Origin of the sequence: Maribacter sp. (genome assembly GCF_039974175.1) — a bacterium.
Taxonomy (GTDB): Bacteria; Bacteroidota; Bacteroidia; order Flavobacteriales; family Flavobacteriaceae; genus Maribacter_C.
The window spans coordinates 134,190-148,190 of the sequence record NZ_JBDWJN010000001.1 but is presented as its reverse complement, the minus strand read 5'-3'; the positions used below and the strand labels follow the sequence as shown (position 1 = coordinate 148,190).

Below are 14,001 nucleotides of genomic sequence, written 5' to 3'. Positions count from 1 at the left end.
ATTACTGCAGCTCTAATTTCTCGGCAAAATATGCACAAAAATCCTTCATTTGGGCGGTCATCTTTTCATCTTGGGTTGCTTTCATAAAGGTATCAGAAAGCGAAACCAAGGTCTGGTGAAAGAAAATCTTCATTTCATCTACAGGCATATCTTTTGTCCACAAATCGATTTTTAAAGACTCCTTATTCTTACTGTCCCAAACAGATAAAAGCATGGCTTTAGCTTCTTCGTTGTCCACTCCCCCATCTTGGGCAGACCATTTCAAGGTTTCCGGCACTCGATTTTCATCCAAGCCCACGGTTAAGGTAATCTCTGAAGTATGTAATTCTGACATCGTTGTATCTAGTTTTCAACCCCAAATTGCATCTTGAAATTGGAGGTTTGGTTTTTTGGCCCCAAAATTTCTGGGTGAATACCCATATGGTATTACTTTTCCGGTTTATAATTAGCTTTTTTAAAGATTTCCTCGGCTGGTAAATTAAGTAGTTGCTGAACGGTAACTTCGTTCTTATCCATAAATGCTCGTACGATTTGCCATCCTATATATTGGCCGAGTCGGCCTGGCGACTCATTATCTAGTTCCAAGCCAAATTTTGAAAAGGGTGCGGGTTCCAAAAAGCGCAGGCGCAATTCACCATCCGTGCTGTACAAATGTTCTTGCTCAATAAAATTTCGCCAAATGGGAACCTCGTTGGCAATTGCCCAATCGAGCTGATCTTGTGAATATCCCATTTTCAATGTGTCATCTGCATTAGGTATAAATTTATCTTTCAAGTATAAAATCTTTCCATAATAGACCATATCTGATAAGAAAGTACGATCTCTTAAGCGTGGCACAACCTTGCGTGCAAAGTTATCTGCCACGTCAGTTACAATGTATTTCTTGTCCAAGCCAGCCGAAATATACCTTTGAATATCTATATAAAACCGATGTTCGGCCCCCAAGTAATTATCCAATCCTATCAACAATAAAGTATCGGCTAAAATTACCCGACTGTTATAATCGACCTCGGAGGTCAATGTAATTACCTTTGGAACTTTAAATCTCGGAAAGTAATACTTGATATGCTGAAAGAGGGCGGTAAGATCTTGCGTTTCATCTTCAAAATCAGGGAAAGCTTTCCCCACTTCATCAAACAACTCGATCTGTATGCTGTCTTTTAGTTTGGTTTCCCAAATACTATCATGGTATTGTTTAGGGAATAAATAAGGATAAGTACTTTTCAACTTGGGTAAATCTGCCGGTGTCGCTTCGGCAAACTCCCTGTCAAATCTTGATAGCCTAACCTCTATTGGAATCTTTGCGATTTCCGACGCTACTTTGTCGGTATCATTGCATCCAAAAAAAACAAAGAAAATTAGGAAAACGATAAAAATGAGTCTTTTCATAGAAAGTAATATCCGTAACATTTTAATATTAAACTGGTTCGGTTTATTTTTAGGGGCAAAGTTAATCGTTTACGAGACTGTATTAAAATATGTCATTAGAATTTTTATAACAGTCTCTACTTAAACAACTAAAACATGCAAACGGATAAAGTAGTAGAGTATATTGTAAGTTGGCTAAAAGACTATGCCGTTGAGGCTAACATCAAAGGGTTTACCATTGGTATTTCAGGCGGTATTGATTCTGCAGTTACCTCTACCCTCTGTGCCAAGACCGGTCTTGATCTTTTGTGTTTGGAGATGCCTATTCATCAAGCTCCGAATCAGGTAACACGAGCCTCGAACCATATCGAATGGTTAACATCTAATTTTACCAATGTAGAGCGTCAAATGGTTAAACTCACTCCTGTTTTTGACAGTTTGGTAGCAGCTCTTCCTACAGTAGAAAATGAGGAAGACCGCTTTATGTCTTTGGCTAATACTCGCGCTCGTCTGAGAATGAGCACCTTGTATTATTTTGCGGCCTTGAAGGGATATTTGGTCGCTGGTACAGGAAACAAAGTTGAGGATTTTGGAGTCGGATTTTTTACAAAATATGGAGATGGAGGAGTAGATTTGAGCCCCATTGCAGATTTGTATAAATCTGAGGTATATGAGATCGCAAAATATTTAGGAATTAACGATGAAATTCAGGAAGCCGCCCCTACCGATGGACTTTGGGGGGATAATCGTACGGATGAAGACCAAATTGGTGCTTCCTATCCCGAATTAGAGTGGGCAATGAAAATGGATGACGAGGGTAAAAAAATCGATGATTTTGAGGGAAGGGATAAGGAAGTTTTCAAGATTTACAAGCGATTTAATTCTGCCAATAAGCATAAGATGATTCCGATACCAATATGTAAGATTCCGAGTACGCTAATTTAGCACTTTGACGTAAATACTTGTGTTTAAGTCGAATAAAATCACATATGGGAGGTATTTTGTAAAAAAAATTTCAAATTTGTTAACAAATTAGATAATTAAGCCTTACATTGCGTGTCAGTAATTATAGACAGACCAAGCAACCAAGGTAGTTTATCCCAAAAACATAATCAAAAATGATTAAAGTACTAATTGCAGACAACCACCCAATCATTAGAATGGGGGTAAAGCACGTACTGGATTCCGCAAACGGTTTTCAAGTCGTGGACGCTGTTTCAAACACAGCCGAATTATTTGAGCGTTTACAGAAAGTTACTCCAGACGTTGTTATGTTGGAAATGGATATTCCTGAAATTAACGGAATAGCCACTCTACGAAAAATCAAAAAAGAATATCCAGACATTAAAGTGTTAATGTATAGTGGACAATCAGAAGATGTTTATGCATTGAGCACGATTCGAGCTGGTGCTTTCGGTTATTTATCTAAAGCTTCCGATATTGACTACATTATTTCAGCCGTTAAAAAGGTAAGCGAAGGTAACATGTTCATTACAAATGAGCTTGCCCAGCGCTTAGCTTTCGATGAAGGCACCCAAAAACCACGTCGATTCTTCAGAAAACTCTCTACCAGAGAAGTAGAAGTTTTGAAGTTATTGGCCAGTGGAAAGCGCAACAAAGATGTTGCCAAAGGACTGAATTTAAATGAAAAGACGGTCAGTACCTATAAAGCACGTTTAATGAAAAAGTTAAACGTAGACAATATGGTTGACCTATTGCAACAGGCCAAGGCTCTAGAATTATACTAGAAACAGCACATAAAAGTCTCATAAAAAAGCCCAGTTTTATTGGGCTTTTTTATTTTTCAAGCTCATATCACCTTAGGAAAGAACCCTATTTAGTTTTCTATTGAGAAGTGTATTTAACTGCAAGTAGTTCATAATCTCTTCTAAGGTCTCGCGATTGTCTTCTTGGTTGACCTCCGTATCTTTTTGAAGGGTCAACATTCTCTTTTTTATCAAATAACAACGAAGTGTTAAGATAGTTTCGCTTACCAGTTGTGCAATGACCGTTTTCTTTTCCTTTGGATAAATATCTTTACGGGCCCAATCGTGAAGTACGTACTTCTCCTCTTCCATTAAAATAGAAGATACTTCAGAAACCATTTCTTGGTTTAAATCAGTTAGAAAGGTATTTACCGCAAAATCTTCTTTCTCGTTGAGTTCAGCGATAAGTTTCAAATAAATGTTTCGAAACTTTTCGTTGGTCAATTCGATCTCATCGTCTTGTAAATCCAAATAGATTTTCTCGTAAACCTTGATTTCCAGCGATTCGGGTTCTAAAACCAAATCTCCTTCCTCGTTTTCCTTCAAAACCAAATCTTCAAACTGCTGTTTCTCATTTCCGTACAGCAATAGTATTTCTATAATTTTGCGTTCAAGCTCATACTGCACGTCTACTTTTTCTACAGCCTTTTCATTCTTGACGATATCGAAGACTTTTTGTTCTTGCCTCACTTTTTTAGAAGCATCAGCCATCTCTTTCTTTCCAATCTGAGCCAAAGTACTAAACAGCACTCCTTCAGAAACTTTCATGATGCTAGCGCATTCCTGAATATAGATTTCTCTTTTAATGACATCTGGAATCTTTGCGATACTATTCACGATATCTCGAACAGTATCTGCCCGTTTAATTGGGTCGTCGGCGGCTTCTTCCGCTAACAGGTTGGCCTTAAACTGAATAAAGTCTTTGGAATTCGTATTTAGATATTCACGAACGTCCTCCAAAGCGTTGTTCTTAGCAAAACTATCAGGGTCTTCACCTTCAGGGAAGGTACAGACCTTTACATTCATGCCTTGCTCTAGAATTAGGTCGATTCCGCGTAAGGAAGCACGTAATCCTGCTGCATCGCCATCAAAAAGCACCGTTATGTTTTTGGTCAACCGATTAACAAGTCGAATTTGTTCAGCAGTCAAGGCAGTACCACTGGAGGCAACTACATTTTGAATTCCTCTTTGATAAAATTGAATAACATCTGTATATCCTTCCACCAAATAACAGTTGTCCTCCTTGGCAATTGCTTGTTTAGCATAGTAGATTCCATACAGTACTTTACTCTTATGGTAAATACCACTTTCTGGCGAGTTTAAATATTTAGCCGCCTTTGAATCACTAGTTAAAATACGACCTCCGAAACCAAGAACTCTTCCGCTCATCGAATGAATGGGAAACATTACCCTGGCCTTAAATCGATCAAACTTCCTTGTGTTATTGGGGTTAGAGGCATCCTCCTTCACAATGGTTAATCCTGTTTTTTCTAGATACTTGAGTTGATAGGAGTTTTCCAAAGCGGCCATAGTAAAACCATCCCATTGATCTAAACAGTAGCCCAAATGAAAGTTTTTAATGGTCTCATCGGTAAAGCCTCTTTCCTTGAAATAGCTAAGTCCTATCGCTTTTCCCAATTCACTTTTCCATAAAATCTCGGTGAAATATTTCTGCGCATATTCAGAAACCAAATACATACTTTCACGTTCGTTGGCTTCCTCTTTCTGCTCATCGGTACGTTCGGTTTCCTCTACTTCGATATTATATTTCTTTGCGAGATATTTAATGGCTTCCGGATAGGTGAAATGTTCGTGCTCCATCAAGAAGGCAACCACATTACCCCCTTTACCACTACTAAAATCCTTCCAAATTTGCTTGACAGGAGAGACCATAAAACTTGGGGTACGTTCATCGGAAAACGGACTCAATCCTTTAAAATTCGAACCTGATTTTTTCAGTTGCACAAAATCACCTATCACCTCCTCCAAACGGGCAGTCTCATACACTTGATCTATGGTGGATTTTGAAATCAATTCTATCGGGTTTTGCTATTAAAATAGTAGCCTCACAATATCGTGAAGATAAATTAAATATGGAAAATAATTGCTTAAAAGTACTATGCAAACTTCAGCGGAAAAAGAGAAATCACTTCCACTTTCTGACCCCGCGCCTCTTTTAAGGGGTTTTGGAAACGGAAATGGTAATATTTCCTCCCCATAGAGACGTTTAGCCACCGAATACCCAGTTTTCAGGGAGTCAAAATTCACTGTGAAATGGGTGAAATCTACTTCAAGATTGGCGCAACTTTGTATCGTAGCAATTTTCCACTGTGTTCATTTCAGTGACTAAACCAAATTAATAACCTTAAAAACAAAAATTATGATCTGGGGAATTACATTAATTCTATTGAGTATTATCGCAGTGCCTTCATTGATACTGTCTAAAAAGCCAAACGCAAAAGAACTTTTGGAAAAAGTAGAACCCTATCAAGGATGGATTGGGCTTGTCTTCTGCTTCTGGGGCGTTTGGGGAATTATCACAGCCGTCTTAAACCTTAATTGGCTCAGTGTCGCACCAATTTGGTGGATTACGCTATTAGCTGGAAACATTGTATCTGCAGCTCTTGGCTTTATGTTGAGTTCTGGATTGATCAACAGATTGTTTCTGTCTAAAAACGAAGCGGCTAGGACTAGGGCCGAAGAAATAAGGGCTAAAATTGCTCCTAAACAAGGTAAGCTAGGTATTTTAGGTATTATTGTAGGAATATGGATGATTGTAGCCTCCTTCATGTGGACGGTTACATAAGTTTCCATCAAATAAAACGTTAGCATTTCAACCAATAATCACAAGTCCAAATAGCGAGATAATTCAGTTTGGAAAATTAAAACAAGATCTCCTCCTTGTAGGAGCAGACATTAAAGTAAATCATTATGAAAAAACTTGTAGCAAGCCTGGCAATGGTTCTTATTACTATAGGCGCTTTGGCACAAAATTATCAAAATAACTTAACTGTAAATGGATCACATACCTATAGTATTAGTCCTGAATATTCTAGCAAAATGATAGTTAGTTTAAACAATGTTTACTACGACGCCCAAACCATGAGTATGTCTGAGGTAAAATCGGGGTACTTAGATAAACTTGCCAAAGCCGGCATTAGTAGTGATCGTTTGACCGAAGATAGTTTACATTATGCTCTTTTAGGGTACGAAAAGGAAGGTACCATCCTTGTGTTTAAAACCAAATCACTAGCAGAAATGCAGCAGTTCCTAAATGTAAAGTCCATTGGCGTTAGTCGTTCAGACACTACGCTCAATATGGAATTGAGTGATGCTCAAATAGCAGATTATGCAAAAGCCGCTTTTGAAAATGCAAAAAACAAGGCGAATACTGTTGCGATAAAAATTGGTAGAAGTATTGGCAAGGCCATTTATATAAGCGATACCAACACCAAAAAAATAGCAGAATCTATGTACTACGGCAACGCAAAGGAAACAAGAGATTATCACATCACCGTTTCTTTCGAATTACAATAACGAATTTGGTTGGTTGTTTATGAAAACCCTGTTTGTGCTTGCCCAAGCCAATGGGGTTTTCGCATACCTTCACAACTGATTTTGAACTATGAACATGAACCACAAAACAGTATTCTTTTTCGTATCTCTTTGTTGGCTATTTTGCGCCTGCGGTCAAAAGAAACCCGATAACGAAAGGCCCGTATCAAAAACCGAGGTTTTATCAAATAGCAATGGCACCGGAAGTACGATAGCATCACGATTCAGCCCACCAGAAGATTTTGCAAGGATACCTACCGATAGTGCTTCCTTTGCACGCTATCTTAGAAACCTCCCTCTAAAACCAGAAGGTTCTTTGGTTTCCTACTATAATGGAGCAATTAAGCCGAACAAAGGCATTTACGAAGCCGTGGTAGATTTACCCATTGGAAATAGAGATCTGCATCAATGTGCTGATGCCGTTATTCACTTACGAGCCAATTATCTTTACCAAAATAGAAGGTACGACAGCATTCATTTCAAATTTACCAATGGCTTTGAAGCAGATTATGCAGATTGGCGTAAAGGAAAACGAATTGCCGTAAACGGAAATCAGGTCACTTGGAAGCAAACATCCCAAGCTTCCGATTCTCCAAGCAATTTTTGGAAGTATCTCGAAATGGTTTTTAGCTATGCTGGTACCGCATCCTTAGAAAAAGAGATGCAATCAGTTGCTTTGAAAAACATGCGTGTGGGAGATGTCTTCATTAAAGGTGGCTTCCCCGGGCACGCGGTAATCGTGGTGGATATGGCAATTGACATAAGCACAAATGAAAAGGTTTTCCTATTGGCCCAAAGCTACATGCCAGCGCAAGAGCTCCAAATTCTTACAAACCCTAATAATGCCTATTTGACCCCTTGGTATAGCCTTTCTGAAATTTCGAATTCGCTGCGTACGCCCGAATGGACTTTTAGTAAAACGGATTTGAGGCGGTTTTAAATTGATTAATTTTGTGCTATTAATAATAGATTCATGATTCTATTCTTTGGCACAAGACCAGGCAAGACACAATATTCGCCGCTATTGGGTGTAAAGTGCCCATATTGTGAACAAATGGGCACACTTACCCTCACTCAAACCACCAATTGGTTTCATTTTTTTTGGATTACCCTCTTTAAAATTTCAAGTTCTACTGTCGCCGAGTGCTCACATTGCAAAAGGGTTTATTACAAGGAAGAATTTACACCATCTATGAAAGCGGGTTTAGATGATTTATAGACGGCCCTTAGTCTAGGTCAAATCGTAGCCCCAAAGAGATATTTCGCTGTTCTACATCCGCATCTTTAAAAATAGGATTCAAATCGTACTTTGCATAGAGTTGAACACCATCAAAGCCAACATAGGCACTTAGCCCGTATACGAAACTAGATGTATTGTAACCTCCTTTTAATTTATCTTTTACGTTGCGACCATCACGAGTATACTTCAGCTTTTGTCTTGCCCCAATATTGAAACCTCCATATCCTCCGATACCCATTCTAAATTGATTACGAATAGAGTAACGTATTCTTTTGTCAGTTTCGCTAAACCTTGAGGGGCCAAATTCAAAATGTACGGGAAAAACAAGGTTGTCCATTCGAAACTTCGATTTTCTCAGATCAAATTCAAATTCTTGAAGGTTAGTTTGACCGTCTTCAACAACGAAATATTGATTGTCTTTTGGTTTTAAACCATTGAATTGAAAAGAAACTCCATAACTCAAACGCAAGGCGTTGGAATTTTTAAATACCCGGGTTCGCCATGCCCAACCCAATTCAAAAAATCGGCTTCCTCCCAATTTATAGGGAGAATCTTCTAGCGATTGTCCATCAATGATTGCGTTATTCATACCAATAGCAATCACCGGATCTACATAGGTACGACGATCATACTTTACCTCTCTTTTCCAATCGTTAGAATTAAAAGAAACAACCCGTTCTCCATTAACATCTATTTTGAATATGCCATCATCTTCATACTGGTCATCTTGAATGGCTATCACATCATCTTCATTTCGCTTTAGCAAGGCAATCTTATTTTCGACAATAGCAACTTTATTTTCAATATTTAGGGCATGAGTTTTCGCTGCTTCTTCCTTTAGTACTTTGGCCTGTTCGCTAGTAATTTGATCTTTCTTCAGTTGCTGGTTAATTCTTTCAACCTCCTTTTTCAGGGCATCTTTTTCTTGAATGACTATGTCATCTTTTAAGTTCTCTAGAACTTCTATTTTTCTTTTGTTTTGCTCCTCTTGAGCACTCAAGTTTGGTGAAACAAATGTCACTAGTAGTAGTAAAAAGTAAAGTGTTATCGTTCTCATACTGATTTTGATTTGTTCAGCTCACACCCACCCCTCTGCTTGAAAGGGTGAATGGAACCAAAAATTAATGATTGATGAATCTCTATTTGTTGCGGTCTGCAACGGCGGTACGAACCTTTAAAAAACCTGCTTTTAAAGACTCGAAAATTTGGTCTCGAAACGACTGATCTAACTCGTCTTCAACTTCTGTTAATAATGCCATCGCGTCAACCGATCCATTTTGATTAAAAAGTTTATCACGCACTATTTCCTCTTGGGCGCTACGTAACAAATTATCTACCTCGGCTTCGGTCAATGCTGCGCTATTTAGTTCAAGGGAGTCAACCGCAGCAACAATTTCCAATATTTTAGTGTTTATGATTTCCTCTTCAAGATGGTTAGCTGCTACCACTTTTTCAGTTGCGTTATCACTAAAGTTTGCTGTCTTTTCCGCTACAGCGGTAATTTCATCTTTTAACTCTGGGAGTTGATCTTTAACTATCTTGGCTACCTGCACAGGAGAAGGTGCTTCAATTTGGTCATTTTCGACAACAGCTCCTTCGCTTTCCATTTCAAACCCACGCGCTCTATCGGTCTTCGTTTCGGTAGGTTCATCACTAGTTTCAACAATTTGAATATCTGATGAATCTGAAGGGCTTCTAAAATTAAAATACAATATCGAAACAATCAAAAGCCCTATAACGCTTGCCGCTACACCATACCAGACATAATGGCGTTTCTTAGATTCGGGAGCAGCAGTGCCTATCTTCTCAGCTACACGTTGCCAAGCATTCGCCGAGGGCTGAATCTCACGCTCTTGAAGTTGCTTTTTGATATGTTTTTCAAACTTATTCGGTTCCATAACCTATAATATTTTGTTGCTTTAATTTTTCCTTGAGTATTTTTCTTGACTTAAACAATTGAGATCTTGATGTTCCTTCAGAAATATTCAGCATCTCGCCTATTTCCGTATGTGAATATCCCTCGATCGCAAATAGCACAAATACCGCTCTGTAACCCTCAGGTAAAGTATCAATCAAGCGTTGAATATGTGCGACGTCAAGTTCTGATGAAGGCGGCTCACTTTTTACTACAGTCTTATCAAATATATTATCGTCATACACTACAAACTGTCGCTTCCGCAGGTGGGTAATACTTTCTCTGACCATTATTCTGCGTATCCATCCTTCAAAACTTCCTTCAAACCTAAAACTGTGCAAATGATTAAACACCTTAACAAAACCGTTGACCATTACATCCTCTGCAAAATGAATATCCTTGATATACTGCCTGCAAACGCCTAGCATCTTTGGAGCATACTTTTCGTAAAGGTGATGTTGCGCCTCTCGATTGCCAGATGCTGACTTTTTGATCAGCTGCCTCTCATTTTTATAGAATGGAATAATTTTCAAAACAGTTTGGTTATCTTCTATTAGCATAGACGGGGAGTATTCCAAAATCGTTGCCTGAGGCTAACGATTTTTTTGAAAATACGTCTTGCGTTATGGCTAGAGCTTTACCCTATGAAGCCACCTGCTACTTTTTCTCCCTAAGTGTCAGCTTAGGTCTTGTCAGTTACTTGGTTGAAGACTTCGTACCAATCATTCTTCTTCAACACCTAGATTGGTTACTTTTTACGGTCTACCACATAGTTGACCATGAGCTCCAAAGAACCTTTATAATCTGATTCAGGATAAGCCTTCAACAAATCAAGAGCCTCGTTCTTATAAGCTAGCATTTTTTGCACGGCATAATCAAGCCCTCCTTTTTCTTTTACAAAGGTGATGACTTCTTTTACTCTTTTCTTGTCTTTGTTATGATTTTTGATAGAATTGATCAGCCATCTTTTTTCATCATTAGAACACGTATTTAAAACATGAATTAACGGAAGAGTCATTTTCTGTTCTTTGATATCGATACCTGTAGGTTTACCAATAGCCGTACTTCCATAATCAAAAAGGTCATCCTTTATTTGAAAAGCCATTCCGCAGAGTTCTCCGAACTTTCGGAAGGTCTCTACCTCAGGCGAACCAGGCTTTACCGAACAAGCCCCCATACTGCAACACGCTGCAATGAGCGTTGCCGTTTTTTGACGAATAATCTCATAATATACGGCCTCGGTAATGTCAAGCTTGCGCGCCTTTTCAAGTTGTAAAAGTTCACCTTCGCTAATCTCACGCATTGCCACCGAAATAATTCGCAGCAGATCAAAATCACCATTATCAACGGATAGCAACATACCTCTTGCCAGCAAAAAATCACCGACAAGCACAGCTATTTTATTTTTCCACAACGCATTAATGGAGAAAAAACCTCGTCTTTTATTACTATCATCCACTACATCATCGTGCACCAGTGATGCGGTGTGAATAAGTTCGATTACTGAGGCTCCGCGATAGGCGCGTTCATTGATCTCACCGTTGTTAAGCATCTTTGCGGTAAGAAAAACGAACATAGGACGCATTTGCTTCCCTTTTCTGTTGACAATATAATGGGTAATACGGTTGATTAACGGAACTTTTGAAGACATTGACTCGCGAAACTTTGACTCAAAGAGTTCCATTTCAGGGCGAATCGGATCTTTTATTTGGGATACTATCTTCAAAGTATGAGCTATTTTGCAAACAAGTTAGTTGGAAGTATAAAATTAGCAAAAAGGAAGGAGTAAATGGTGTTCAAACGGCAGTATTAAACTGGTAACATTAAAACGAAGTTTGATACGGAGCTTTATTAGTACTAGTCTACAGAAAACGATTCAACCGCTGGTTAGTCTTAACCACTTTCTGTTTATGATTTGTTCGCAAGTTGTCCGCAGGCAGCATCAATGTCTTTACCACGCGAGCGACGTACGGTTACCACTATTCCGTTTCGTTCGAGTGTATGTACATACATATCTAAAGCTTGGTTCGACGCTTGTTGAAACTTACCGTCATCAATGGGGTTATATTCAATCAAATTTACTTTCGAAGGGGCGAACCGACAAAAATTCACCAAGGCATCTACATCTTTTTGAGTATCATTAATTCCTTTCCAAACCACATACTCATAGGTAATTCTACTTTTGGTCTTATGATACCAATACACCAAAGCTTCCCTAAGATCAGCTAAGGTGAAGGTGGCGTTAAAGGGCATAATCGAAGTTCGAATCTCGTCAATGGCAGAGTGAAGAGATACCGCTAAATTGAATTTAACTTCCTCATCGGCCATCTTTTTAATTATTTTAGGCACGCCAGAAGTAGAAACCGTAATCCGCTTTGGAGACATTCCTAACCCTTCATTTGAAGTGATTTTATTAATGGCCTTCAAAACGTTCTTGTAATTCATAAGCGGTTCGCCCATTCCCATAAAAACGATGTTACTTAACGGACGATCAAAGTACAATCTACTTTCGTTGTCAATGGCAACCACTTGATCATAAATCTCATCAGGATTCAAGTTGCGCATGCGTTTTAATCTTGCCGTAGCGCAAAATTTACAGTCTAAACTGCATCCTACCTGACTCGACACGCAGGCCGTAGTTCTTGTTTTGGTAGGTATTAATACAGATTCGACTATTAGGTCATCATACAAACGTACCGCATTTTTTATGGTACCATCAGTGCTGCGCTGCATCACATCAACTTTGATGTGGTTGATAACAAAATTGGCTTCCAAGATGTCGCGCGTCTCTTTTGAGATGTTGGTCATGACATCAAAAGAATGTGCAGACTTCCGCCACAGCCATTCGTAAACTTGATTTCCGCGAAAGGGTTGATCACCATTTTCAACAAAGAAATCTCGCAGTTGCTCGAGCGTTAAAGCACGTATGTCTTTCTTTTTTGTTTTCACTTGATAAAAAAATCCCTCTTTAACCTGTTACCAATCTAAAGAGGGATGAATTTGATTTTAGTCTAAACGGTAATGAACGCTTAGATTATTAACATCGCATCACCATAGGAGTAAAACTTATAGCTTTCTAAGATGGCTTCTTTGTACGACTTTTTCATTAAATCGTGACCCATGAAAGCAGAAACCATCATCAACAAGGTAGACTTTGGAAGATGAAAGTTAGTAACCATGGCATTTGCAATACTAAACTCATAAGGTGGAAAAATGAATTTGTTTGTCCAACCATCATGCGTATTTAAAGTATGTTGTGAAGAAACTGCGCTTTCCAATCCGCGCATAGCTGTTGTACCTACAGCACATATTCTACGCTTATTTGCCTTGGCATTGTTTACAATCTCGGTGGCCTTTTCATCGATGATTAATTCTTCACTATCCATTTTGTGTTTTGAAAGATCTTCGACCTCAACCGGATTAAAAGTACCAAGACCAACATGCAGCGTTAATTCAGCAAATTTTACTCCTTTGATCTCTAGACGTTTCAAAAGGTGTTTTGAAAAGTGTAAACCTGCGGTTGGTGCCGCAACAGCACCTTCATGCTTTGCATAAATAGTTTGATAACGGTCTTCATCTTCTGGCTCTACATCTCTTTTGATATATTTAGGCAAGGGAGTTTCACCCAATTCTCTAAGCTTTCTTCTAAAATCGGTATACGACCCATCATAAAGAAAACGCAAGGTTCTACCTCTTGACGTTGTATTATCGATTACCTCAGCGACTAAAGTCTCATCTTCTCCAAAATACAACTTGTTACCAATTCGTATTTTTCTAGCAGGATCAACAAGTACATCCCAAAGGCGTTGTTCTTCATTTAGTTCACGAAGTAAAAAAACCTCGATACGAGCCCCAGTTTTTTCTTTATTTCCATACAACCTGGCCGGAAAAACTTTGGTATTGTTGATGACCATAATATCGTCTTCATCAAAATAATCGATCATATCTTTGAACATTTTGTGCTCAATCTTTCCGGTTTCCCTGTGGATAACCATCAATTTCGATTCATCTCTATTTTCTGACGGGTACTCCGCTAGCAAGTTATCTGGAAGTTCAAAACTGAAGTGTGATAATTTCATTTACAGTGTTTTAATTCGGTTTTTTTTCGGCTGCAAATATACGACCCCGAGATAGGGGATGTCAAGTAAAACGATGAT

The 14,001-nt window shown here is 38.7% G+C and carries 15 protein-coding genes; 6 read left to right on the top strand and 9 right to left on the bottom strand.

Translation table 11 applies throughout. The features are described from left to right. Position 1: 1 nt before the first annotated feature. Both gldC and gldB read right to left on the bottom strand, forming a co-directional pair. On the bottom strand, positions 2-334 hold the full coding sequence (gldC, locus tag ABJN95_RS00665) for a gliding motility protein GldC (protein ID WP_348368052.1): 333 nt from the start codon (positions 332-334) through the stop codon (positions 2-4). Between the two features lie 92 nt (positions 335-426). Beyond that, entirely contained in the window at positions 427-1,389 is a 963-nt protein-coding gene (gldB, locus tag ABJN95_RS00660; protein ID WP_348368051.1) for a gliding motility lipoprotein GldB, read from the bottom strand. A 135-nt stretch (positions 1,390-1,524) separates the two neighbouring features. On the opposite strand from gldB, the gene nadE reads away from it, so the two are divergent. Together nadE and ABJN95_RS00650 are read left to right on the top strand one after the other, a co-directional pair. Next, complete coding sequence (gene nadE, locus ABJN95_RS00655) at positions 1,525-2,313, top strand: NAD(+) synthase (protein ID WP_348368050.1); 789 nt, start codon at positions 1,525-1,527, stop codon at positions 2,311-2,313. Between the two features lie 173 nt (positions 2,314-2,486). Continuing rightward, positions 2,487-3,116: a response regulator transcription factor gene (locus ABJN95_RS00650; protein WP_348368049.1), complete on the top strand. Its 630-nt coding sequence runs from the start codon at positions 2,487-2,489 to the stop codon at positions 3,114-3,116. 72 nt (positions 3,117-3,188) lie between these two features. Here the strand turns inward: ABJN95_RS00650 and dnaG are convergent, their stop codons facing one another. Beyond that, positions 3,189-5,168: a DNA primase gene (gene dnaG, locus ABJN95_RS00645; protein WP_348368048.1), complete on the bottom strand. Its 1,980-nt coding sequence runs from the start codon at positions 5,166-5,168 to the stop codon at positions 3,189-3,191. A gap of 346 nt (positions 5,169-5,514) precedes the next feature. On the opposite strand from dnaG, the gene ABJN95_RS00640 reads away from it, so the two are divergent. The 4 genes from ABJN95_RS00640 to ABJN95_RS00625 all read left to right on the top strand — a co-directional run bounded on the left by ABJN95_RS00640 (position 5,515) and on the right by ABJN95_RS00625 (position 7,908). Further along, positions 5,515-5,940 carry a hypothetical protein gene (locus ABJN95_RS00640; RefSeq protein WP_348368047.1) on the top strand — a complete coding sequence of 142 codons (426 nt, stop codon included), beginning with the start codon at positions 5,515-5,517 and terminating at the stop codon, positions 5,938-5,940. A 125-nt stretch (positions 5,941-6,065) separates the two neighbouring features. After that, on the top strand, positions 6,066-6,671 hold the full coding sequence (locus tag ABJN95_RS00635) for an SIMPL domain-containing protein (RefSeq protein WP_348368046.1): 606 nt from the start codon (positions 6,066-6,068) through the stop codon (positions 6,669-6,671). Positions 6,672-6,765: 94 nt separating this feature from the next. Next, a complete protein-coding gene (locus tag ABJN95_RS00630; RefSeq protein WP_348368045.1) occupies positions 6,766-7,629 on the top strand; it encodes a DUF4846 domain-containing protein in 864 nt (287 codons plus the stop codon). A 33-nt stretch (positions 7,630-7,662) separates the two neighbouring features. Then, the gene (locus ABJN95_RS00625; RefSeq protein ID WP_348368044.1) at positions 7,663-7,908 is read left to right on the top strand and encodes a zinc-ribbon domain-containing protein; all 246 of its coding nucleotides are present in this window, start codon (positions 7,663-7,665) and stop codon (positions 7,906-7,908) included. Between the two features lie 7 nt (positions 7,909-7,915). Here ABJN95_RS00625 and ABJN95_RS00620 read toward each other — a convergent pair whose 3' ends face one another. The 6 genes from ABJN95_RS00620 to queA all read right to left on the bottom strand — a co-directional run bounded on the left by ABJN95_RS00620 (position 7,916) and on the right by queA (position 13,923). Continuing rightward, positions 7,916-8,986 carry a hypothetical protein gene (locus ABJN95_RS00620; RefSeq protein WP_348368043.1) on the bottom strand — a complete coding sequence of 357 codons (1,071 nt, stop codon included), beginning with the start codon at positions 8,984-8,986 and terminating at the stop codon, positions 7,916-7,918. 82 nt (positions 8,987-9,068) lie between these two features. Further along, positions 9,069-9,827, bottom strand: coding sequence for a hypothetical protein (locus ABJN95_RS00615; RefSeq protein ID WP_348368042.1), 759 nt, complete (start codon positions 9,825-9,827; stop codon positions 9,069-9,071). Next, complete coding sequence (locus ABJN95_RS00610; RefSeq protein WP_348368133.1) at positions 9,814-10,377, bottom strand: RNA polymerase sigma factor; 564 nt, start codon at positions 10,375-10,377, stop codon at positions 9,814-9,816. The genes ABJN95_RS00615 and ABJN95_RS00610 overlap by 14 nt, the downstream gene beginning before the upstream one ends. Positions 10,378-10,592: 215 nt before the next feature. After that, a complete protein-coding gene (locus ABJN95_RS00605; protein ID WP_348368041.1) occupies positions 10,593-11,570 on the bottom strand; it encodes a polyprenyl synthetase family protein in 978 nt (325 codons plus the stop codon). Positions 11,571-11,752: 182 nt separating this feature from the next. Beyond that, on the bottom strand, positions 11,753-12,793 hold the full coding sequence (rlmN, locus tag ABJN95_RS00600; protein ID WP_348368040.1) for a 23S rRNA (adenine(2503)-C(2))-methyltransferase RlmN: 1,041 nt from the start codon (positions 12,791-12,793) through the stop codon (positions 11,753-11,755). Between the two features lie 80 nt (positions 12,794-12,873). Next, the gene (gene queA, locus ABJN95_RS00595) at positions 12,874-13,923 is read right to left on the bottom strand and encodes a tRNA preQ1(34) S-adenosylmethionine ribosyltransferase-isomerase QueA (RefSeq protein ID WP_348368039.1); all 1,050 of its coding nucleotides are present in this window, start codon (positions 13,921-13,923) and stop codon (positions 12,874-12,876) included. Between the last annotated feature and the right edge of the window lie 78 nt (positions 13,924-14,001).

Coding starts and splice junctions, on each gene's coding strand:
- gldC (WP_348368052.1), bottom strand. CDS start 334: ATGTCAGAATTACATACTTCAGAGATTACCTTAACCGTGGGCTTGGAT.
- gldB (WP_348368051.1), bottom strand. CDS start 1,389: ATGAAAAGACTCATTTTTATCGTTTTCCTAATTTTCTTTGTTTTTTTT.
- nadE (WP_348368050.1), top strand. CDS start 1,525: ATGCAAACGGATAAAGTAGTAGAGTATATTGTAAGTTGGCTAAAAGAC.
- ABJN95_RS00650 (WP_348368049.1), top strand. CDS start 2,487: ATGATTAAAGTACTAATTGCAGACAACCACCCAATCATTAGAATGGGG.
- ABJN95_RS00640 (WP_348368047.1), top strand. CDS start 5,515: ATGATCTGGGGAATTACATTAATTCTATTGAGTATTATCGCAGTGCCT.
- ABJN95_RS00635 (WP_348368046.1), top strand. CDS start 6,066: ATGAAAAAACTTGTAGCAAGCCTGGCAATGGTTCTTATTACTATAGGC.
- ABJN95_RS00630 (WP_348368045.1), top strand. CDS start 6,766: ATGAACCACAAAACAGTATTCTTTTTCGTATCTCTTTGTTGGCTATTT.
- ABJN95_RS00625 (WP_348368044.1), top strand. CDS start 7,663: ATGATTCTATTCTTTGGCACAAGACCAGGCAAGACACAATATTCGCCG.
- ABJN95_RS00620 (WP_348368043.1), bottom strand. CDS start 8,986: ATGAGAACGATAACACTTTACTTTTTACTACTACTAGTGACATTTGTT.
- ABJN95_RS00615 (WP_348368042.1), bottom strand. CDS start 9,827: ATGGAACCGAATAAGTTTGAAAAACATATCAAAAAGCAACTTCAAGAG.
- queA (WP_348368039.1), bottom strand. CDS start 13,923: ATGAAATTATCACACTTCAGTTTTGAACTTCCAGATAACTTGCTAGCG.